General features: G+C 69.1%; 10 protein-coding genes. 5 read left to right on the forward strand and 5 right to left on the reverse strand.

Annotation, left to right across the window (positions count from 1 at the left end; translation table 11 throughout):
* Window positions 1-57 precede the first annotated feature (57 nt).
* From ACWEOI_RS20065 to ACWEOI_RS20080, 4 genes are all read left to right on the forward strand, one after another.
* On the forward strand, window positions 58-426 hold the full coding sequence (locus ACWEOI_RS20065; protein ID WP_452360550.1) for a hypothetical protein: 369 nt from the start codon (window positions 58-60) through the stop codon (window positions 424-426).
* 178 nt (window positions 427-604) lie between these two features.
* Complete coding sequence (locus ACWEOI_RS20070; RefSeq protein WP_433672458.1) at window positions 605-1,273, forward strand: hypothetical protein; 669 nt, start codon at window positions 605-607, stop codon at window positions 1,271-1,273.
* A gap of 244 nt (window positions 1,274-1,517) precedes the next feature.
* A complete protein-coding gene (locus ACWEOI_RS20075) occupies window positions 1,518-2,402 on the forward strand; it encodes an MmyB family transcriptional regulator (protein ID WP_433672457.1) in 885 nt (294 codons plus the stop codon).
* 66 nt (window positions 2,403-2,468) lie between these two features.
* A complete protein-coding gene (locus tag ACWEOI_RS20080) occupies window positions 2,469-3,359 on the forward strand; it encodes a DUF5995 family protein (protein WP_452360551.1) in 891 nt (296 codons plus the stop codon).
* Between the two features lie 25 nt (window positions 3,360-3,384).
* Here the strand turns inward: ACWEOI_RS20080 and ACWEOI_RS20085 are convergent, their stop codons facing one another.
* The 5 genes from ACWEOI_RS20085 to ACWEOI_RS20105 form a co-directional block, all read right to left on the reverse strand.
* Window positions 3,385-5,004 carry an AMP-binding protein gene (locus tag ACWEOI_RS20085; protein WP_452360552.1) on the reverse strand — a complete coding sequence of 540 codons (1,620 nt, stop codon included), beginning with the start codon at window positions 5,002-5,004 and terminating at the stop codon, window positions 3,385-3,387.
* Window positions 5,001-5,906: an SDR family NAD(P)-dependent oxidoreductase gene (locus ACWEOI_RS20090; protein WP_452360553.1), complete on the reverse strand. Its 906-nt coding sequence runs from the start codon at window positions 5,904-5,906 to the stop codon at window positions 5,001-5,003. Before ACWEOI_RS20090 ends, ACWEOI_RS20085 begins: the two co-directional genes overlap by 4 nt.
* Window positions 5,903-6,586, reverse strand: a complete 684-nt coding sequence (locus tag ACWEOI_RS20095; protein ID WP_452360554.1) for a TetR/AcrR family transcriptional regulator — start codon at window positions 6,584-6,586, stop codon at window positions 5,903-5,905. Before ACWEOI_RS20095 ends, ACWEOI_RS20090 begins: the two co-directional genes overlap by 4 nt.
* A 138-nt stretch (window positions 6,587-6,724) precedes the next feature.
* Window positions 6,725-7,111, reverse strand: coding sequence for a hypothetical protein (locus tag ACWEOI_RS20100; protein ID WP_379272720.1), 387 nt, complete (start codon window positions 7,109-7,111; stop codon window positions 6,725-6,727).
* Between the two features lie 66 nt (window positions 7,112-7,177).
* Entirely contained in the window at window positions 7,178-8,557 is a 1,380-nt protein-coding gene (locus ACWEOI_RS20105) for an FAD-dependent oxidoreductase (RefSeq protein ID WP_452360555.1), read from the reverse strand.
* Between the two features lie 852 nt (window positions 8,558-9,409).
* On the opposite strand from ACWEOI_RS20105, the gene ACWEOI_RS20110 reads away from it, so the two are divergent.
* Window positions 9,410-22,951 carry an SDR family NAD(P)-dependent oxidoreductase gene (locus tag ACWEOI_RS20110; RefSeq protein ID WP_452360556.1) on the forward strand — a complete coding sequence of 4,514 codons (13,542 nt, stop codon included), beginning with the start codon at window positions 9,410-9,412 and terminating at the stop codon, window positions 22,949-22,951.
* Window positions 22,952-22,959: the final 8 nt, after the last annotated feature.

Here is a 22,959-nt window from a genome sequence, read left to right on the forward strand (position 1 = left end):
TTACGTTCTCCTGACTCGCGCACGGATTGTCGTGCGCGGGAAGGGAAAGGAACTGTCATGAGGGCGAGACTTCTGCTGGCGGCAGCGGTGACGATCGGATCGACGGGTCTGTCGGTGTTCGCCGGCGCGCCCGCCGCGCAGGCCGGGCAGGCGTGCAACTGGTACCCGAGCGACGTGGGCCACGCCATCTACGGCGATTCGGTGATGGACGGCCCCTACAACACCTACAACCTGTACACCGGCAACTCCTCGAGCTGCGACCACACCGGGTACACCGTGGCCGAGGGCGCCGCGATCAAGGTGGTGTGCACCGAGAAGAACAACGCGGGCAACCTCTGGGTCTACATCAAGAACAGCGCGGGCCACAAGGGCTGGGTCTCGCGGTCCAATGTCGGCACGATCTGGCCCATCGTCTCCGACTGCTGAGTCCGGCGGTTCCGCCTCGCCGCGTCGCGGACGACACCGGCCGGGAAGCGTTTCACCAGTTCACGCCCCCGCGCCGGTCACCAGTCCCAGTGACCGAGATCACCTGGTCATAGACGGAATGTCTGGGTTACTGTCCAGTACGCAGGATGATCCACATCACACAACAGTAAGTGAAGCTATGAAACTGACGTATCTGTTGTGGGGGGCCGAACTGAAGACCAATCTGCACGACCGTGACCTGCGGCGAACCCTGGCCCGCTCCGGCGTCAGCGAACTGCAGATCAACATCCGCGACGAGTACGTCGCCGCAGCGGAACTCTGGTTCTGCACGTATGACACTCCCGTCGACGCCGTGGTGACCATGCGCGGTGTCGAGGACGCGGACTTCGTCACCTCGCTGCTGCGACCGCTCGCCGATCGCCTGGAGGGCTTCCTGGTCGACGAGTACACCCCGGTGGCCCCGCCTCGCACCGACAGCGGCACCCGTGCGGAAGCCTTGGCGCGCATCGCGATCCTGCGCATTCCCCCGGGCATGCCCCGCGACGAGTGGCTGCGGGCCTGGATCGTCGACCACACCCGGGTCTCGCTGGAGAATCAGGCCGCCGTCGGTTACATCCAGAATCCGGTCCTGGCCCCCATGACCGCCGGCGCCCGCGCCGACGCCATCGTCGAGGAACTCTTCCCCATGGAGGCCATGTCCGACCCGCACGCCTACTGGGGCAGCGGCGGCGACGCCGCCGAACTGGAACGCCGCCTCTCCAATATGCTCGACAGCACCTCCCGCTTCGGCGCCGACCGTGACATCGACGTCATCCCCACCAGCCGCTACGTCTACTCGCTGCGCTGAGCCCGATGGATACCATTGTGGGGTAATTGTTTCCAATGTCCCCTATGTCTGATATTTGCTGAGGCAGCGAAAACTGTTGCCACGGCGGCCCACTGACGAACCGTGATGTTCCGGGCCGTGTCGAATATCCGTAAGTCCTTTCCCGGGTGTTACGTTCGGGCGGATTTGCATATTCGATCGGCTTGGTGACATGTGGGTCATTCGGATAGGTTGCCGCGCTGATCCGACACGGTGGGATGGCGTAATGCTGCAGGTGAATCCGGCGCTCGACGAACCCCGGGTACGACCGCCCTCGTTCGGGGCGCTGCTGAGCAGATTGCGGCGGACTCGAAGAATCTCGCGGGAGCGGCTGGCATTCGGGATCGGGACCAGCGCCAGTTACATCGTGCATTTGGAGAAGGGGTACCGCACCCATCCCGGCATCGAGGTGGTCGAGGCGATCGTCAGATACCTGGACCGGCAGAGCCCGATCTCGTCGGCCGAGCAACGGCACCTGCTGGACCTCGCCGGACTCGGCCAGACCGCGTTCCCGACCGCCGAGGAGCTGACCGCGGCGGTCAGCCCGGAAATGCGGCAGGTGCTGGTTCTGCACGAACCCAATCCGGCCGCCTATCTGGATATCCGGGGCACCGTGCTGGCGTGCAACGAGAATTACCGGCGGGCGTTCCCCGGACTGGATATCGGCGTCAATCTGCTGCACTGGTATCTCACGGACGACAATTCCCGCCGGGTACTCCCGGACCTGGACGACGAGATCCGGTTCGCCGTTCAAGGATTGCGGGGACTGCTGTCCGACAACAGCGCCGCCGATGGGGCCCGCGAATTCCTCGCCGAACTCTCCCGTTTCGACATCGTCAGAGAACTGTGGGACGAAGCCCCCGCCAGCTACGGCAGACCGGAGCCGGGAATGCGCCTGCGCGACCCCGAGACCGGCCACGAGTACACCATCAACGCCCAGCTCTACGGTGTCACCGACGACCCGGCCTACCCGGGACGCATACAGTTCTTCCTCGGTATCCGCCCTACGAACGCCCCACCCGCCGAAAACCGGTCCGGCCCGACGCCCCCGGCCGACCGGATCAGCGACCCGCAGTGTGAACCGCTCGAGCATCTGCCCGGCCTCGCCTGACAGATCGGCCCGCCGCCCACGAGTGTCAGGCTGTACTCGCGCGAGGACTCCTGCTAGAAATCCATCGTGCTCAATGCATTTGCGCGTTCCCTGGCCGCACTGTCCGTCACCGCCGCCACGATCGTCACCCCCGCGACCGCGTTCGCCGCGCCGGTCGAACCGTCGGACTGCGCGCCCACCCTGTCCCCCGCCGAGATCGACGAGATCGTGCGGCTCTCCGATACCGCCGCCCTCGCCGGTGCCGACCAGCTCGCGCGGCTCGACGACGCGGTGGCCCGCGATCACGGCCTCACCGAGATCCTCGAACGCCACACCGACCGGCGCGGCACCTTCGCGACCGGTCTGGACACGGTGGAGCAACTCGCCGTGATGCCGCTCCAGCACACTCCGCGGGCGTTCGCCGATCCGGAATACGCCCATCGGGTCAGCTTCGATCTGCTGCGCCGGTTCCTCGACAATGTGCACGCGGAATTCAGCGGCGGCACTCCGGAACCGCACTGGCGCAACTATTTCGCCCTGGCCGCCGACTGCTCTGCCTCCCCCGCCCGCGTGGCGCTGGCCGGATACAACGCGCACCTGGTGGTCGACCTACCCCGGGCCGTGGCCGCGGCGGGCTCCACTCCGGCCGACGCCGGCGACTACTTCACGATCGTCGCGGGGATCGCGAGCATCGGCGATGTCATCACCGAGCGCACCGACCGGATCTACCGCGCGAAGCTGGGCCCGCTGTGGCGCTTCTACTTCCTCGGCGAGGGTCTCGACGCCGCGCTCGGTCAGGGGGCGGCGACCAAGCCGATGCTGGTGTTCGCCGACCTGGCGGCCAACACCACCATCTTCGCCAATGGTCTCGCGCTCGAGAATCCTTCGCTCGCACCGGCCGTGGAGACCGGGATCGAGCTGGAACACCGCACCGCGGAGTCCTCGTTCGACGTGCTGGCCCAATTCGACGCCATCTGACCGGCTCGCACTTTCCGGCCGGCTGTCACGAGGCTCCGGATGCCCGCAGCGCCTTCCGGTCGATCTTTCCGGTGGGATTGCGCGGGATCTCCGGCACGACGGCGATCTCGCGGGGCCGCTGGAACCGGGACACCCGGTCGTGCAGGAACGCTCGAAGCTCTTCCGGACTGATGTCCTGCCCCGGCGCCACGACCGCGTAGGCGACCAGCCGCTGCCCGTAGTCGCCATCCTCGATCCCGATCACCGCGGCGTCGCACACCGCCGGGTGGGTCGCGAGCACGTTCTCCACTTCCTGCGGATACACGTTCTCGCCACCCGAGACGATCATGTCGTCGGCCCGGCCCGCGATGAACAGCCGCCCGCCCGGGTCGAGATACCCGAGGTCGCCGGTGCTGATCAGACCGTCGGTCCGGGCCTTGTCGCCGCCACCGGAATACCCCGCGAAACCCAACGCGCTGCCGACGTAGATCTGCCCGACCGCCCACGCGGGCAACCGCGATCCGTCCACGCCGAGGATGCGCACGTCGGTGCCGCTGACCGGGCGGCCCACGGTGCCGAGCGCGACACGCAGATCGGCCGGTGTGGCCAAGGTGCCGATGCCGACTTCCGAAGAACCGTAACCGTTGTAGAGCACGTCGCCGAAGGTCGCGATGAACGCCGCGGCCACGGCCGGCGCCAGCGGCGCGCCCCCGGACAGCACCACACGCAGCGACGCCAGGTCGTGGTCGGCGCGCTTCTCGGCGGGCACGGCCATGATTCGTTGCAGCATCATGGGCACTCCGGCGAACATCTCGACCCGGTGGGCGGCGATCGTCGCCAGCGCGTTCTCGGCGTCGAATCGCCTGCGCAGCACCAGTTTTCCGCCCAGGGTGATCCCGAGCAGGGCGATGCCGAGGCCGAAGCCGTGGAACATGGGGATGCCGACGGCGATCACCGCGCCCGCGCGCAATCCGGTGCGATGGATCACGCTCGCGGCGGTGCCCGCGATCATCGACACTCCCGGTTCTCGCGGCACGCCCTTGGGGATGCCCGTCGTGCCGGAGGTCAGGATCACCAAGCGGCCCGACGCCTTTCGCGCGGGGGCCGCGAGGCCCATCCGCAGCCAGGCGTCGACGCTCGGGTCCATGGATCCGGCCGACCCGAAGCAGATCACCAGCGGTCCGGCGTAGCCCGCCGACCGCAGGACGGGCACGAACTCGGCATCGCAGAGCACCGCCGCCGGGTGATGGCGGTCGAGCGTGCGCCGCAGCGCCTCGGTGTGGAAGTCGGTATTGAGCAGCAGCGCGTCCGCGCCGGTGGCCAGCACCCCGAACAGCCCGGCGACGAAATACCGGCTGTTGCGGCACATCACCGCCACCCCGTCGCCGGTGCCGGCGCCGATCACGCGCTGTAGTCCGCCCGCCACGGCGTCGACGGTCGCCGACAGCTCCGCGTAGGTGACCGTGCCACGGTCGTCGACCACCGCGGTCCGATTCGGCCACCGGGCCGCGGACAGGGACGGCAGGACCGGGGGGTTCGTGCGGTGACCGGCCAGCGCGCAGCTCATGCGCACCGCCGCCCCGACCCCGACCGGGCGCAGCACCTGCGCCTCGGTCAGCGCCACACCCAGCGCTATCCCGTTGCGCGCCAGCTTGATCCGATTCATCGCTGTCCCCCGGCGCTCGCGGCCTCGGTGTCGCGGGTGGCCCGCGCCCACACCCGCATGAACGCGGCCATCGGGCCCGGCAGCGCGGTGGACATCACGTCGGCGGGCCATACCCACCAGGGGGCCAGGGCGCGCGGGCGACGCACGATGGCGCGGGCGACGATCTCGGCCGCCTCCTCCGGATACAGTCCGGGCAGCAACCGCATGATCGGGGTCGGCGCGCTCATCCGGGTGTACATCAAGGCCATGTAGGCGGTGGTGACGGTGAGGCCGTCGGCCCGCAATTCCGGTGTGACACTGCGCAACCAGACGTCGAAGGCCCCTTTGGACGCCTGGTAGGCGCCCCAGCGCGGGCCGGGCGCGATCCGCACGCCGACGGTGGAGATATTGATGATCTGGCCGCTGCCCGCCTCCCGCATGGGCGGCAGCAGGCCCAGCAGCAGCCGGATCGGGCCCAGATAGTTGATGCCCATGGTGCGTTCGAAGTCGTGGAAGCGGTCGTACTGCAGGTGCAACGACCGCCGCATCGACTTGCCCGCGTTGTTCACGATCACATCCAGGGCGCCGTGCCGCTCGGTAATGGTCTTGGCCAGCTCCCCTGCCGCGACCTCGTCGGTCAGGTCCGCCGGATAGGAGAAGGCACGCCCGCCCTTCGAATTCAACTCCGCGGCAAGGGCTTCCAACCGCTCCGCGGTCCTCGCCACCAGCAGCACCGTCGCGTCGGCGGCGGCCAGCTCGCGCGCCACCGCCTCGCCCAGCCCGAAGGACGCGCCCGTGACGAGCACGGTCTTGCCGGACACCGCCCGCCGCAACGCTTTCCGATCGGAGGACCGCGGCGGGTTGACCGCCCGGTCCAGCGTCATCCGGGCCGCGCGCACGACCGGGTTCTCACTGTTCGTCATCGCTCTTCCTTTTCCGCCTCGAGGGTCCCCGCCCCAGCGACCGCCTCGAGGGTCCGTAAACCGGCGATCTGTATCCGTGCGGCCAATCGCACGGTCTCGTCCCAGCCGCGGGCGTGCAGGTGGTGCCGCACACTGGTGAAGTTGTCGGCCAGACCGGTGATCACCGACCACAGCGTCGCCACCACGGTCCCGGTGTCGATCTGCGCGCCGAGGCCCGGAATCCGCATCCGCTCGACGGTTCGCAGAATCAGGTCGTAGGCGCGCGCTGCCGCGCGCACCAGCTGACCGCCCACCTCGTGATCGACGTCCACCTCCCCGGCCAGCACCGCCCAGATATTGAGTTCCTGCCCGTACACCCGGTACATCTCGGCGTATTCGGTGGCGATCGCCACGAACAGGTCCTCGGGGTCCGCGAGGCTCTCGCACAGCGGCTCGATCTTCGCGACGAATTCCCCGAGTCGTTCGGCGTACAGGGCCGCGTACAGCGCTTCCTTGGTCGCGAAGTACGTGTACACGGTGCCCGGACTGATGCCCGCTCCTTTGGCCACATCGCGCATCTGCAGCGCGGCGTAGCCCTGCTCGGTCAGCAACCGTCGTCCGGCGTCGAGGATGTCGCCCCGACGAGCCTCGCGGTCACCCCACTTCGTGGCCATCCACCCGCCATTCTGAACACGGTTCATATTGAACACGGTTCAGAATGCAGTAGGTGTAACCAGGTGTCAACACCTGGCTAGGAGAAGCGTTGTATCGGAACGGGAGTGCGTGCACCGAGGCAGCGCAGCGAGAGATTCGGCGAGTGCGGGAGGGGCGACGGGCCCTCAGCGCGATTTGCGAACCAGAGCCACCCGCCGACGACGGCGACGGGCCGGGGCCGGCTGCGCGGAGCGGCGGGGCTTGCGGCCGTGGCGCAGCAGGATCATGAGCAGATCCTCCGCCGCGCGATAGTGCGGGATGTCGACCCACAGCCGCCAGAGGACCTCCGGGTCCCCGGCCTCCAGCACGGTGACACGGACCGGGAGGACGTAGGCGGCGATGCCGATATCGGAGAGCGCGAAAAGCACTCGATAGACGTGGGACTCGTCGAGGTCGGCGAGGATTCCCCACCCTCGCGCGTCGAGTCCGTTGCTCAAACCCCGCGACGGGACCCAGTGCGGAGTCAGGCGCCCTACCGACCAGGGATCGGGGATCTCACGCGCCGCGGTCATGACGGCAGTCTATGCGCGTGAGCGAACCGGCGTCGCGGGTCGGCGTCGCGGCGCAGGTCGGGAGCACTATCGGGTGGCGTCGTGGCGGACCGCGGTGACGGCCTTGCGGGCGGCGACCTGGACCGGGTCCCAGACCGGGGAGAAGGGTGGCGCGTAGCCGAGGTCCAGGGCGACGATCTGGTCGACGGTGAGACGCGCGGTGAGGGCGACGGCGACGATGTCGATGCGTTTGCCCGCGCCCTCGCGGCCGACGATCTGTGCGCCGAGGAGGCGGCCGGTGCGGCGTTCGGCGAGCATCTTCACGGTCATGGGGGCTGCTCCCGGGTAATAGCCGGAGCGGCTGGTGGATTCGATGGTGACAGTGACGAATTGCAAGCCGGCGGCGAGGGCGTCGCTCTCGCGCAGACCCGTTCGGGCGACCTCCAGATCGCATACCTTGCTGACCGCGGTGCCCACCACGCCGGGGAAGGTGGCGTAGTCGCCGCCCACGCCGGAACCGATGATCTGGCCGTGCTTGTTGGCGTGGGTGCCCAGGGGGATGTGGCGTTCGGAGCCGGAGACGAGGTCGAGCACCTCCACGCAATCGCCTCCCGCCCAGATGTTCTCGTGCCCGCGCACCCGCATGGCGAGATCGGTGAGCAGGCCCCCGGACTCCCCCAGCGGGAGACCCGCCGCGCGGGCGACGCCGGTGGCGGGGCGGACACCGATGCCGAGAATCACGACGTCGGCGGGATATTCGGCGTCGGCGGTGGCGACGGCGGTGACGCGTCCCCGTTCGTCGGTCCGGACGGCGGTCATTTCGGTGTCACCGATGACGTCGATGCCCATGCCCTGCATCGATTTCCGGATCAGCGCGCCCATATCGGGATCGAGGGTGGACATCGGCTCGGCGCCCCGGTTGATCATGGTGACCTGGAATCCGCGATGGATCATCGCCTCCGCCATTTCCACCCCGATGTATCCCGCGCCCACCACCACCGCGCGCCGCCCCGGAATCGATTCGAGGGTGTCGATGAGCCGCTGACCGTCATCGAGGGTCTGCACACCGTGCACCCCGTCGGCGTCGATACCGGGCAGCTCGGGCCGGATCGGCGTCGCACCGGTGGCGATCACGAGCTTGTCGTAACCGATCCAGCCTTCCTGCCCCGCGTCGAGCGCACGGAACCGCACCCGCTGCCCGGCCACATCGATCTCCACCACCTCGGTCCGCAGCCGCAGATCGATATCCCGCGCCCGATGCTGCTCCGGCGTCCGCGCGACGAGCTCATCCGGCCCACCGACTTCCCCACCGACCCAATACGGAATCCCGCACGCCGAATACGAGGTGAAATGCCCCCGCTCGAAGACGACGATCTCCAACTCCCGCACGCTCTTCAGCCGGCGCGCCTGCGAAGCCGCCGCCATCCCCGCCGCGTCCCCACCGATGATCACCACGCGTTCGCTCATGACTGACACGGTACGAGGTCACGGCCCACGAAACCGGGACCAACCTGTTCCGCCGCGGGGCGCGGCCGTCGGAGGCCCGGCGCAGGACGCCCTCGCTGACGGTTCCGCGCCGCCGCGCTCCCCCATATCCACTCCGACGGCCACCGCTGCCACCGGCAGCGCACAACACGGCAATTCACTGGGCTTGACGCCGGTACCGATGAGCTGGTGCGGCAATGCCCCTTGGGCTGCCAGAGTCAATTGCCTTGGGCGGCAACAGCTTGCCGACGCGGCAGCTTAGGTGATGACCTGCCGCAAATCAATGGCGAGCCGAAATGCGATACGGCACAGAATTAGCCAAGCGTCCGGTTCTACCCTCAGGTAAGCTACTCGCCAGTATTCGATTCAGGTTACGGTCCAGCGTGGGCTCGATGGACGGTCCGACGGGGAGGTCGGGCGCAGCGAGGCAGGGTAGGTGCAGGTGTTGATCAGAGGGTTGAGATTGCCATTCGCCGTGCGGTGCGGCGTGATATCGGATGGCCGCACCGGGCTGAACTCGAATGTCGTTGCGCGCGAATCGATGCGGGGCATCACATCCTAGCAACGCGCGGGGCTCGATCCCGCACATCACTTCTCGGGGGGGACTCGAGCTACCGAGGAGACTCTATGTCTGGCATTGCCACTGCCGTGAATATCCCCGAGCGCAGCCTTTCCGGCTTGCCGCTCCTGGGAATTCGATCCCGGCTGCGTCGACCTCCGCCCGGTCAGGCAACCTCGAACAATCTCTAAAACTCTTGGTGTAGTAGACATTTCACACATGCGCGGTGCTGTTGCGCGCAGGTGCGTGCTCGTCGTGAGGAAGGATCTCGAGTAGTGACCCGATCAGATTTCCCCGTAGCTGTCGTTGGAATGGCGTGCCGGCTGCCGGGAGTTGCTGATCTCGACGACTTCTGGCGGCTACTCGGCGAGGGACGCGCCACCGTCGGCGCCGCCCCGGCGGCGCGCGCGAATCTCAGCGAACGCGCGAGTTTCCTGGATTCCGTGAGCGATTTCGACGCGGAGTTCTTCGGCATCGCCCCCCATGAGGCCCGATCGATCGATCCACAGCAATTGCTCGCGCTGGAGCTGAGCTGGGAAGCCCTCGAAGACGCGGGGCTGGCCGATGCGGCCCGCGAATCGCGCCGGGGCGGGGTATTTCTCGGTTGTACCAGCGGTGACTTCGCGGAACTCGTCAACGCCGCCGAAGGGCCCGGCATCACGCGCCACTCCCTGTGGGGCGCGACGCGCGGAATCATCGCCAACCGGGTTTCCAACTTTTTCGGTTTCACCGGCCCCAGCCTGTTGGTCGACAGCGCCCAGGCCTCCTCGCTGGTCGCGGTGCACCTGGCGTGCGAAAGCCTGCGGGCGGGTGAAACCGATATCGCATTGGCCGGTGGCGTCAATCTGATCCTCTCGCCGACCAGTGGTGAACGGATCGAACACTTCGGTGCGCAATCGGCACAGGGCCGGTGCTACACCTTCGACTCGCGCGCGGACGGATTCGTGCGCGGCGAAGGCGGTGGCGTGATCGTGCTGAAGCCGCTGGCACAGGCGATCGACGACGGCGACCGGATTCACGCCGTCATCCGTGGTAGCGCGGTCAATACCGGCAATGAACGGCGGGTGTTGAGTGCGCCGAGTCGCGAAGCGCAGGTCGCCGCGATTCGCTCCGCGCTCGAGGCGGCCGATGTGCCCACCGATTCCGTGCAGTACGTCGAATTGCACGGCACGGGAACACCGGCGGGCGACCCGGTCGAGGCCGCCGCACTCGGCGCGACATACGGCTCCGATCGCGAACCGAATTCGCCGCTGGCGGTGGGGTCGGTCAAGACGAATGTCGGCCATCTGGAGGGCGCCGCCGGAATCATCGGCCTCATCAAGACCGCGCTGTGTCTGCGCCACCGCGAACTCGTGGCCAGCCTCAATTTCGAGCGGCCCAATCCGGCTATTCCCCTGGATGATCTGCGCTTGCGTGTGGTCAGCGAACCGGAGCAGTGGGCTGCGACCGCCATTCGGCGGGCGGGCGTATCCGCATTCGGTATGGGCGGTTCGAACGTTCACTTGATCCTCGACGAGGCTCCGATCGCGGACATCGCGACAACTACCAGCAAGTCCGAAGACGCCGCCGAGGTGCCGATCGTGCTCTCCGCGCGCGATGAGGCCGGCCTCCGCGCGCAGGCGAGCCGGCTCCGTGACTGGCTGGTGCGCCACCCGGAACTCGCCCTCGCCGACGTGGCGTATTCTCTGCTCACCGCCCGCGCCCAGATGCCTTGGCGGGCAGACTTTTCCGTGTCGAGCCGCGAGCAGCTACTGCTCGGGCTGGGAACGCTCGCCGAGCACGGCGGCGGTTCGGACCGCACCGGACTGCCGATGGACTCGACGGCCGGGGCGACCGGTGTCCGGGTAGACCTGCCGCCGTACGCATTTCACCGCCGGGAGAACTCCACCGAGCTCGAATCCGTCGATTCGCCGCCGGTAGTGCCCGCCCCGACGGTCCTCGCGCACCAGCTGCGAGCGATGCCCGAATATCAGCACCGCGCCGCGGTTCTCGCCGTGGTCCGCGAGCAGGCCGCCGCGGTCCTCGGGTACGAATCGGCCGAGTCGATTCGCGGCGACCTGCCGTTCACCGATCTCGGGTTCGACTCGCTCAGTGGCGTGGAACTGCAGAAACGCCTGACCCGGGCGACGGGTGTGGAATTGCCGCCCTCGCTCATCTTCGATCACCCCACCGCCACCTCGGTGGCCGACCTACTGAGGTCACGCGCCACCGCGGCCGGTGAGCAGCGCGGCCGGGTCACGCGGCGAACCTCCTCGGACGAGCCGATCGCGATCGTCGGCATGGGTGCGCGGTTCCCCGGCGGTATCTCCTCCGCCGAGGAGCTGTGGGACCTGGTCGCGGCGGGACGAGACGCGATCGGTGACTTCCCCGCCGATCGCGGCTGGGATCTCGATCGTCTCTACGATCCCGACGCCGACAAGGCGGGCACCGTCTACACGCGACGAGGCGGCTTCCTTAGCGGTGCAGGTGATTTCGACCCCGGATTCTTCGGGATCAGCCCGCGCGAGGCACTGGCGATGGATCCGCAGCAGCGGGTGTTCCTCGAAACCGCGTGGGAAGCCCTCGAAGACGCCGGAATCGACCCGACCACACTGCGCGGCAGCGATACCGGTGTCTTCGTGGGAGCCTGCGCGTCAGGGTATTCCGGTCTCGTCACCGGCGAGCTGGAGGGCTTCCGGCTGACCGGCACCTCGCACAGCGTCATCTCGGGGCGGCTCGCCTACGTCCTCGGCCTGGAGGGGCCGGCGGTGACGGTGGACACCGCGTGCTCCTCCTCGCTGGTGGCGCTGCACTCGGCGTGCCAGGCATTGCGCAGGGGCGAGAGCTCTCTGGTTCTCGCCGGAGGCGTGACCATCGCCGCGACTCCCGACCTGTATGTCGATTTCTCCCGGCAGCGCGGGCTGTCGCGCGACGGCCGCTGCAAGGCTTTTTCTGCCGCTGCCGACGGTGTCGGCTGGTCCGAGGGATCGGGGGTGCTCGTTCTGGAGCGACTCTCCGATGCTCGCCGGCTCGGACACGACGTCCTGGCGGTGGTGCGTGGTAGCGCGGTCAACCAGGACGGCGCGAGCAATGGGCTCACCGCACCCAATGGGCCGTCGCAGCAACGCGTGATCGAACAGGCCCTCGCCGACGCCGGTATCTCGGCGGCCGATGTGGACGCCGTCGAGGCGCACGGCACCGGTACGAGACTGGGCGATCCGATCGAGGCACAGGCACTGATCGCCGTCTACGGACAGGCTCGCGGCGACCGGGAACCCCTGCGGATCGGTTCGCTCAAATCGAATATCGGCCATACCGTCGCCGCCGCCGGCGTCGCCGGTGTGATCAAGACCGTCCAATCGATGCGGCATGGACGACTGCCGCGCACCCTGCACGCGGAAACGCCTTCCCCGCATGTGGATTGGAATGCGGGTGCGGTACGGCTGCTGGCCGAGGCCGAACCGTGGGAACGCGGGGAGCGGCCGCGGCGGGCGGGGGTCTCGTCGTTCGGGATCAGCGGAACGAACGCGCATGTGATCCTCGAGGAAGCGCCCGTCGACGCGGCGACATCGGACACTCCGCGTGGCGGCTCGGATCTCCCGAACACGAGCGCGGTGCCGATGGTCCTCTCGGGCAAGAACGAGACGGCGCTGCGCGCACAGGCCGCCCGCCTGCGACTGTGGTTGTCGGAACGCCCGCAGCTGGATGTCGCCGAGGTCGCCGGTGCGCTGACTTCGACCCGGGCACAACTCGATTCGCGTGCTGTGGTGTTCGGACGCGACCGGGACGAGCTGCTCGAGCGATTGCAGGCCGTCGCCGATGCGGGCAGTGGCGCCGAGATCGTCACCGGAACCCTCGTCGCGGGCCAGACCGCGTTCCTGTTCACCGGACAGGGTGCCCAGCGAGTCGGCATGGGCGCCGACCTCTACAGCGCCTTCCCCGCCTTCGCGACCGCACTGGACGGGGTGTGCGCACACCTCGATCCGCTCCTCGGACGGTCGCTGCGTGAGGTGATGTTCACCGATGCCACCGGCGTGCTCGATCGCACCGAATGGACGCAACCCGCGCTCTTCGCCTTCGAAATCGCGCTGTACCGGCTGCTGGAATCGTTCGGAACGGCACCGGACGTCCTCGCGGGCCACTCCATCGGCGAACTGTCGGCCGCCCACGTGGCCGGAGTGCTGTCGCTGCCCGACGCCTGCGCACTCGTGGCGGCCCGAGGCCGGTTGATGGGCGAACTCCCCGAGGGCGGGGCGATGCTCGCCGTCGCCGTCGACGAGGCGCGAGCGAACGGCATCATCGCCGGACACGATGGCCGCCTCTCGCTCGCCGCGGTCAATGCCCCGGCCGCGACGGTGCTTTCCGGTGACTCCGACGCGATCGACGCCGTCGAACGAGACCTGGCCGCCGAGGGAATTCAGACCACCCGGCTGCGCGTCAGCCACGCTTTCCATTCGGCACGAATGGATCCGATGCTGGCGGGGTTCCGCACGATCGCGGAGCGCCTCACCTATCACCAGCCCCGGGTGCCCATCGTCTCCACCGTCGCCGGAGACCTGGCGGGCGAGACCATCGCCACCCCCGACTACTGGGTGCGGCAGGTGCGGGACGCCGTCCGCTTCGCACCCGCGATCGCCACGCTGCTCGCGAGCGGAGTGCGGCGATTCGTCGAAGTGGGACCGGATGCCATTCTCAGCGCGGCGACCAACCGGTACCTGGCGACCGATCCGGCCATCGAGTCGTCGACCTCGGTCGTGGCCACTTCGCGACGGTCGAATGATCAGGTACCGCAGCTGCTCTCCGCCCTGGCGCAGCTCCACGTCACCGGTGACCCCGTCGACTGGCGGCCCCTGCTGCCCGCCTCCGATCGACGAATCCCGTTGCCGACCTATGCATTCCAGCATCAGCGGTTCTGGCTGCGCCCAAGTATTTCCGCGGGCACGTCCGGTGATCACCCGATTCTGACCGGTGTCGTCGGGGTCGCGGGCACCGATGAATGGTTGTTCACGGGTCGACTGTCCATGCGCGAACACCCGTGGATCACCGACCATGCGGCGCACGGCGTGGTAGTCGTCCCGAGCGCGGTCCTGGTGGAATTCCTGCTCATCGCGGGCATGCGAATCGACTGCGATGTGCTCGACGAGCTCACGTTGCAGGTTCCGATCGTGCCCGCCGACGACGACGAGATCGAACTCCAGGTCGCTGTTCGGGCTCCCGAGTCCGGGCGTCGGCCTTTCGACTTCTACTTCCGGAAGTCCGCGGATGCTCCGTGGGTACTCAATGCGACCGGCGCACTCGCGCAAGAACATTCGATCGACTCGGAGGCATTGCGGTTGCTCGGCCAGGCGTGGCCGCCCGCCGATGCGGAAGCGATCGACGCGACGCGCATTCCGAGCCTGATGACTCAGGGCTCCGGGCTCGAATACGGCCCGGCGTTCGGCGGCGTCCAGGCCGTTTGGCGACAGCCGGACGCTGTCTTCTCCGAGGTCTCCCTGCGCACCGAGGCGGGTGACGCGGCCCGCGCTTTCGGTCTGCACCCCACGCTGCTGGATATGACGGTGCACGCCGGACTCGCCGAATTGCTGTGGCGCGGACTGGATCACGAACCGGGCTCGGGGAAACTGTTGTTCCGCTGGGGCGGTGCGCGATTCCATCGGCCGATGGCGGATCGATCGGCGCAGCTGACATCGCTTCGAGTCGCCGCCGTCGCGACGGGGCCGGAGACCATCTCCGTCGCCGCCGTCGATTCCGTTGGCCGGCCGATTGTTTCGGTGGATGCCGTCGTCATGCGCCCGTATGACGTGCGACGGTTCTTCGAAGGACTGTCCGAGAACACGGCCGATCTGTATCAGGTGCGCTGGGAGCGCGCGGGCGGCGAGGTCGTCGGCGACGCGGAGCGGATTCCGACCGCGGTGGCGTACCGTCCGGAGCTCCCGGGCGGCGAACCGGCCGATATCGGTTCGGCGACCCGACGGGCCGTGAACGAGACGCTCGCCCGGCTGAATTCGTGGCTGCTGGACGAACAGCAATCGGACGCGCGGCTGGTCGTCATCACCACCGGCGCAATAGGAGTCGCCGACGAGACCCCCGATCTCATCGCGGCCGCGGTGTGGGGTGTGGTGCGCACCGCGCAGTCGGAGAATCCGGATCGCTTCGTCCTCGTCGACGAGGACCCGGCGGCGCCGTTGGATGCCGAAGCGCTGGTCGCCGTGGTGCGTACGGGGCAACCGCAGGTCGCGATTCGCGGTTCCGAGGTGCTCGTACCACGATTGGTTCGCGCCGAGACCGCCCACGCCGAGGTCGACCCCACCCCGTTCGGAACCGGAACGGTGCTGATCACCGGCGGCACAGGCGGATTGGGCGCATTGTTCGCCCGGCATCTCGTGACCGAGTACGGCGTCCGGAACCTGGCGTTGACCTCCCGCAGAGGCCCCGACGCTCCCGGCGCGACGGCCCTGGTCGAAGAATTGGCAACCCTGGGCGCCCAGGCTCGGATCATCGCCTGCGACATAGCCGACCGTGAATCGGTACGACAGCTGGTGAGCGGTCTGGATTTGAGCGCGGTGGTACACGCCGCAGGCGTCCTCGACGACGGCACCATCGGCTCCCTGACCGCCGAGCAGGTCGACCGGGTCTTGGCGCCGAAGGTCGCCGGCGCGTGGAATCTGCACGAAGCGACCGAGAATATCGACCTCTCCGCATTCGTGCTGTTCTCCTCGGTCGCGGGAGTGATCGGTTCGGCCGGGCAGGGCAACTATGCGGCCGCGAACAGCTTCCTGGACGCGCTGGCCGAGCGGCGACGCGCCGCCGGCCTGGCCGCGACGTCCTTGGCCTGGGGACCCTGGGGCGAGGCGGGCGGAATGACGGGCGAGTTGGACCGGGTCGCCGTCGCCCGGTGGGATCGCCTCGGGCTCGGGCAAATCGAACGCGCCGAGGGACTGCGCCTGTTCGATGCCGCGCTCGCGCATCGTGCCGCACGCCTGGTTCCGCTGCGTTTCGATGCGACCGCACTGCGTCGCGGATCCGACGGTCGCGCGTTGCCGCCGGTCCTGCGCGGGTTCGTCCGGCGTCCCGCCGAGGTCGTGAAATCCGTTGGCGCGGTGGATACCTTGGCCGCGAGGCTGGCCGAGGCGGGTTCGGACCGCGGTGCCGCCCTGACCCTGGAGACGGTGCGCGCCCAGGTCGCAGCCGTCCTCGGACATGATTCCGGTGACTCGATCGATGCCGACATGCCGTTCCGGGAACTGGGCCTCGATTCGCTGGGCGGAGTGGAGCTGCGGAATCGGCTCGGTAAGGCCACCGGTCTGTCTCTGCCCTCGACCCTGGTCTTCGATTATCCGACGCCCGCGGCGGTGGCGAAGCTGGTCCAGTCGAGAGTCGCGCCGACGGCGACACCGGTGGCGAAGCCGGCGGCGTCGAGCCCCGCACGCACCGATGAGCCGATCGCGATCGTCGGCATGGCCTGCCGCTACCCGGGTGGTGTCGAATCCCCCGGCGCACTCTGGGATCTGGTGTTCGCGGGAACGGACGCGACCAGCGACTTCCCGTCCGACCGCGGCTGGGAGCTGGACCGGCTGATCGACCCGGACCCCGACAATCCGGGTACCACCTATTCGGGTCGCGGTGGATTCATCACCGGCGCAGCCGATTTCGACGCGGGCTTCTTCGGAATCGGTCCCCGTGAGGCGGTCGCGATGGATCCGCAGCAGCGGTTGCTGCTCGAAGTGTCCTGGGAGGCGCTCGAACACGCGGGAATCGACCCGACCTCATTGCGCGGCAGCGATACCGGCGTCTATTCGGGCGTGATGTACCAGGACTACGAGTCGCTGACCCGCAACGCGGGTCCGGAGGTCGAGGGTTACGCGCTCACCGGATCGCTGGGCAGCGTGGTCTCGGGGCGGATCGGCTACGCCCTGGGACTGGAAGGTCCCGCGCTGACGGTGGACACCGCGTGCTCGTCCTCGCTGGTGGCGCTGCATCTGGCGTGCCGTGCGCTGCGACAGGGGGAAAGTTCCCTGGCCCTGGTCGGCGGGGCCACGGTCATGGCCACGCCCGCGGTCTTCCTCGACTTCTCCCGCCAGCGCGGTCTCGCCTCGGACGGGCGCTGCAAATCGTTCTCCGCGGCCGCCGACGGCGTGGCGTGGTCGGAAGGTGCGGCCGTGCTGGTCGTCGAACGGCTCTCGGACGCACAGCGGCTCGGCCACACCGTGCTCGCGGTCGTCCGTGGCAGCGCGGTCAATCAGGACGGCGCCAGCAATGGTCTGACCGCGCCCAACGGACCGGCTCAGGAGCGGGTGATCGCCGAGGCGCTGGCCGACGCCGGTTTGACGGCGGCGGACGTGGACGCCGTCGAGGCGCACGGCACCGGCACCACCCTGGGCGACCCGATCGAGGCGCACGCGCTGATCGCCACCTATGGACAAGCTCGCGGCGACCGGGAACCCCTGCGGATCGGCTCGCTCAAATCCAATATCGGGCATGCCCAAGCAGCCGCGGGTGTCGGCGGAATCATCAAGATGGTTCAGGCCATGCACCATCGCGTGCTGCCGCGCACCCTGCACGCGGACGAGCTCTCACCGCATGTCGATTGGTCATCGGGGGCCGTGCGGGTGCTCACCGACGCCGAGCCGTGGCCCGGCGGTGACCGGCTGCGCCGCGCCGGCGTCTCGTCCTTCGGCATCAGCGGAACGAACGCGCACGTCATCCTCGAGGAGCCGCCCGTGACCGCGGCCGAACCCGCCCTCGCACCGGCGAATCCGAACGTCACCGCCCTGATGCTCTCGGGACGGTCGGAGGCGGCCCTGCGTGATCAGGCGGATCGGTTGCGGCAGTGGATGATCGAACGCCCCGAACTCGCCGCACGGGATGTCGCCTCGGCCCTGGTCGGCACCCGGGCGCGACTGGACTGGCGCGGCGGGGTCATCGGTCGCGACCGTGACGAACTGCTCGCCGGCCTGGCTGCCCTCGCCGACGGGCAGGCCACCACGACCGCCGTCGCGGGCACGGCGACACCGGGGCGAGTGGCGTTCCTGTTCACCGGACAGGGTGCGCAGCGCCGCGGCATGGGTGCCGGGCTCTACCGCGACTACCCGGCCTTCGCGAGCGCCCTCGACGAAGTGTGCGCCGAATTCGACGGCCGGCTCGGCGGATCGCTGCGCGCGGTGATGTTCGACGCGCCCGAAAGCGGGCTGAACCGAACGGAATTCACGCAGCCCGCGCTGTTCGCCTTCGAAGTGGCGCTGTTCCGGCTGCTGGAGTCCTTCGGCGTGATGCCGGACGTGGTCGCCGGACATTCCATCGGTGAGCTCGCCGCGGCGTATGTGGCGGGCGTGTGGTCGCTGCCGGACGCGTGCGCACTGGTGGCGGCACGCGGACGGTTGATGGGTGGCCTGCCCGAAGGCGGCGCCATGCTCGCGGTGGCCGTCTCCGAGGCGGACGCGGTAGCGGTGGTGGCCGACTATTCCGATCGCCTCTCGGTGGCGGCGGTCAACGGGCCTGCCGCCGTGGTGCTCTCGGGCGATGAGGACGCCGTCGCCGAGGTCGACCGGCTGTTCGAGCAGCGCGGTGTCCGGACGAGTCGGCTCCGGGTCAGCCACGCGTTCCATTCGGCGCGCATGGACCCGATGCTGGTCGAATTCCGCACTGTGGCTGAGGGATTGACCTATCGGCAGCCGCTGCTGCCGATCGTTTCGAACGTCACCGGCACCGAGGCGGGCGACGCCGTCCGCGACCCGGAGTACTGGGTGGCGCAGGTGCGTGGCTGTGTGCGTTTCGCGCCGGGAGTGGACACCCTGATCGAGATCGGTGTGCGGAAGTTCCTCGAGGTCGGCCCGGACGCGGTGCTCACCGCCATGACGTCGGCCTGTCTGGCGCAGCACCCCGAGGTGGAGTCGAAATCCGTGGCGGTGGCGGCATCGCGGCGGTCGATGGACGAGCCGACCGCGTTCGTCACCGCATTGGCGCGGGCGGACGCCGCCGGTATTCCCGTCGACTGGTCGCAGGCTCACGACCGGCCTGCTGTCCGTGTCGCCTTGCCCACCTATGCGTTCCAGCGTCAGCGTTATTGGGCCCGGCCCGTCGTGGCGAACGATGTCCGGCGTTCGGGACTCGAAGACGCCGGTCATCCGCTGCTCGGCGCGATCGTCCGGCTGCCGGGCTCGGAGCAGGTGGTGTTCACCGGCCGGCTGTCGCGAAGCGCGCAGCCCTGGCTCGAAGACCACGCGGTCGCGGGCACGGTGCTCTTGCCCGGCGCCGCCCTGGCGGAGCTCGCGCTCCATGCCGGTGCGGTCACCGGGCGGCCACGTCTGGCCGAACTGGTGATCGAGGCGCCGCTGCCGATTCCGGCGGATGCGGGGGTCCAGCTGCGCCTGGTGGTGGGCGAACCCGACGACTCGAACGGCGTGACGGCACAGTTCTATTCACGAGTCGAGAACGCCGGACCCGACGGCGACTCGCAGTGGACGCGCCACGCCTCCGCGACCCTCACCGACGACGCGTTCGCACCGTCGAACCCGGGCGGATCGCCCGATTGGCCGCCCGCGGACGCCGCGGCGATCGCCGTCGAAGACGGCTACGCGGCGCTGGCGGAACGCGGCTACCGATACGGGCCGGCCTTCCGAGGCGTGCGGTCGTTGTGGGCGCGTGCCGGTGAGGCGTTCGCCGAGATCGCACTGCCGGATTCGGTCCGCGACCAGGCCGGGGAGTTCGGGATCCACCCCGCCCTCCTGGACTCGGCGCTGCACGTGATCCTGCTGGGCGGGCTGCTTCCCGCGCCGCCGAATGGTTCGGTCGCCGTGCCGTTCTCCTGGGAACACGTCGGCCTGCGTGGCACCGGATCGAACGCCCTTCGGGTGCACGCGAGGGTTTCCGATTCCGGGGGCGAGCGCATCAGCTTGACCTTCACCGACCAGGCCGGCACGCCGGTGGGTGAGGTGGGGGCACTGACCCTGCGTGCCATCGCGGCGGGCTCGCTCACCGAATCCCGGCGCGACCGCCTCGGCTACCACGTCGATTGGCTGCCCCGGCCGCAACCGGACGGCGGCACAGTGGATGTCGTCTGGGCCGGCGCCGCATCGGACGGGGACTACGAGATCGCCACGATCGGCGAGCGCAGACATGTGGTCGCATCGATCGAACCGGCGACCACGACCGGATCCGTGCCGGAATCGGTGCGCCGGACGGTCATCGACGTCGCCGCGCGAGTGCGGCGACTGCTGGACGGTGATGATCCCGTCGTGGTGGTCACGCGCCGGGCGGTCGCGGCCGAGGCCGGCGAGCACATCGATCCGGCGAGCGCCGCCGTGTGGGGCCTGCTCCGCACCGCGCAGAGCGAGAACCCGGACCGGATCAGGCTCGTGGACATCGGCGGGGACGGCACCCTTCGCGCAGGCGTGGAGTCGGCGTCGGCGATCGCCGACGAATCCCAGCTGGCTGTGCGGGGTTCGGCGGTGTACGTCCCGCGAGTCACCCGCGACTCCGGCGCCCTGACCGCCCCCGCCGGTGCGGCCTTCGCGCTGACCCTCCGTGACCGGGGAACCCTGGCCATGGAGAACTTCGGACTCGACGAGACCGCGGGCGCGACAACCGTGCTCGAGCCGGGCCAGGTCCGGGTGAGTATGCGGGCGGTGGGCCTGAACTTCCGGGATGTGCTCATGGCGTTGGGCACCTACCCGGATCCGCTCGGCCGCATCGGCGGCGAGGGCGCGGGCGTCGTGCTGGAGGTCGGGGCCGACGTCACCGAATTCGCCGTCGGTGATCACGTTTTCGGTTTCACCCCCGGTATGGGTTCGGTTGTCGTGGTGGACCGGCGACTGCTCGCACCGATGCCGCGCGGCTGGTCGTTCGCACAGGCCGCCGCTGTTCCGATCGTGTACGCGACCGCCTACTACGGTCTGGTCGACCTCGCCGACGCCCGGTCCGGTGAGACGCTGCTGCTGCACGCGGCGACCGGCGGCGTCGGCATGGCGGCGGTGCAACTCGCCCGGCACCTGGGGCTGCGCGTCCTGGCCACGGCGAGCAAACCCAAGTGGAACGTACTGCGCGACATGGGTTTCGACGATGCGGATATCGCCGATTCCCGAACCCTGGAATTCGAACAGGAATTCCTGGAGCGCACCGGCGGCGCCGGCGTGGACATCGTGCTCGATTCGCTGGCAGGCGACTTCGTGGACGCCTCGCTGCGCCTACTCCCCCGCGGCGGCCGATTCGTCGAGATGGGGATGATCGACCGTCGCGACCCGGTCGAGATCGGCGCGACGCACCCCGGCGTGCGCTACGCCAGTTTCATGCTGATGGAGGCGGGACCCGAGCGGCTGCGGGAGATTCTGGCAGCCCTCGTGGCACTGTTCGATCGCGGTGAGCTGACGCCGTATCCGATCACCGCATGGGATCTGCGGCGCGCCCCTGACGCCTTCCGCCACCTCAGCCAGGCCCGGGGTGTCGGCAAGAACGTGCTCACCGTCCCGACACCGCCGCGCACCGACGGAACCGTGCTGATCACCGGCGGCACCGGCGGTTTGGGGGTGGTGGCCGCACGCCACCTCATCACCGGCCACGGTGCGCGCAGGCTCGTGCTCGCGAGCCGACGCGGCATGGAGACGCCGGGTGCGGCGGAAACGGTCGCCGAACTCACCGCACTCGGCGCGCACGTGGACGTCGTCGCGTGCGATGCGGCCGATCGGGCGGCGCTCGACCGGCTGCTCGCCGCGATCCCCGCCCAGCACCCGCTGACCATGGTCGTACACGCGGCAGGTGTGCTGGCCGACGGCCTGCTCGCCACCATGACCGACGAGCAGATCGCGCGGGTCCTGCGTCCCAAGGTCGACGCCGCCTGGAATCTGCACGAGGCCACCGCGGGCATGGACCTCTCGGCCTTCGTGCTCTACTCCTCGGTCGCGGGGGTGCTCGGTACGGCGGGCCAGGCCAACTACGCCGCCGCCAACACCTTCCTCGACGCACTGGCGCACCTGCGGCACGCCGAGGGACTCCCCGCGACCTCCATCGCATGGGGGCCATGGCAGCAGAGCAGCGGAATGACCGGCGATCTGACCGAAGCGGATCTGGCACGACTGCGACGGGAGGGCCTGCTCCCGCTGAATGCGGACGAGGGCATGGACCTTTTCGACGCGGCTACGACCACCGGCCGTCCCACCTCCGTGGCGGTTCGCATGGACCGCGACGCGCTCGGCGCGGGCGACCCGGCCGGTGTCCGCCCGATCATGCGGGCACTGTCCAGGCCGGCGGCCACCTCGGCGACAGCGCTGAAGCAGCGGGGGGCGGTCACCGAACCGGCGACGGCGGAGATCGCCGCCGATTCGGGACAGCTCGTCACCCGCCTGCTCGGTCGTTCGGCCGAGGAGCAGAAGCGGGTCCTGCTCGGTGTGATCGGCGTGCACGCCGCGGCCGTGCTCGGTCACACCGGCGCCGACACGTTGGAGCCGGATAAACCGTTCAGCGCGATCGGGTTCGACTCGCTCGGGGTGATGGAATTCCGCAACAGGTTGAAATCGGCTGCGGGAGTGCAGTTGTCGGCCACCGCGATGTTCGATCACCCGACTCCGGCGGCCCTGGCCGAGTTCCTCCGTCAGGAGTTGGTGCCCGCCGACGCGGCCGCGCGGGCGCTCGCCGCCGAGGTCGACTCGCTCACCAGAAGTTTCGCCGAGGCGGAACTGACCAGGTCGGAACGTTCCGACCTGGCCGAGAAGTTGTCCGCGCTACTACGCAAGCTCGAGGACGTGGCGGCCGATCGCGGCCCGCTGCACCCACCAGGGGTGAACGACGCCGGCGATCTCGAATCCGCCGACGACGACGAGCTTTTCGAATTCATCGACAGCCTCTGAGCTGATGG

The sequence above is a fragment of the Nocardia sp. NPDC004340 genome (assembly GCF_053602575.1).

What these genes read in the sequence shown, in the direction of transcription:
- ACWEOI_RS20065 (WP_452360550.1), top strand. Translation starts at nt 58, where the DNA reads ATGAGGGCGAGACTTCTGCTGGCGGCAGCGGTGACGATCGGATCGACG.
- ACWEOI_RS20070 (WP_433672458.1), top strand. Translation starts at nt 605, where the DNA reads ATGAAACTGACGTATCTGTTGTGGGGGGCCGAACTGAAGACCAATCTG.
- ACWEOI_RS20075 (WP_433672457.1), top strand. Translation starts at nt 1,518, where the DNA reads ATGCTGCAGGTGAATCCGGCGCTCGACGAACCCCGGGTACGACCGCCC.
- ACWEOI_RS20085 (WP_452360552.1), bottom strand. Translation starts at nt 5,004, where the DNA reads ATGAATCGGATCAAGCTGGCGCGCAACGGGATAGCGCTGGGTGTGGCG.
- ACWEOI_RS20090 (WP_452360553.1), bottom strand. Translation starts at nt 5,906, where the DNA reads ATGACGAACAGTGAGAACCCGGTCGTGCGCGCGGCCCGGATGACGCTG.
- ACWEOI_RS20095 (WP_452360554.1), bottom strand. Translation starts at nt 6,586, where the DNA reads ATGAACCGTGTTCAGAATGGCGGGTGGATGGCCACGAAGTGGGGTGAC.
- ACWEOI_RS20100 (WP_379272720.1), bottom strand. Translation starts at nt 7,111, where the DNA reads ATGACCGCGGCGCGTGAGATCCCCGATCCCTGGTCGGTAGGGCGCCTG.
- ACWEOI_RS20105 (WP_452360555.1), bottom strand. Translation starts at nt 8,557, where the DNA reads ATGAGCGAACGCGTGGTGATCATCGGTGGGGACGCGGCGGGGATGGCG.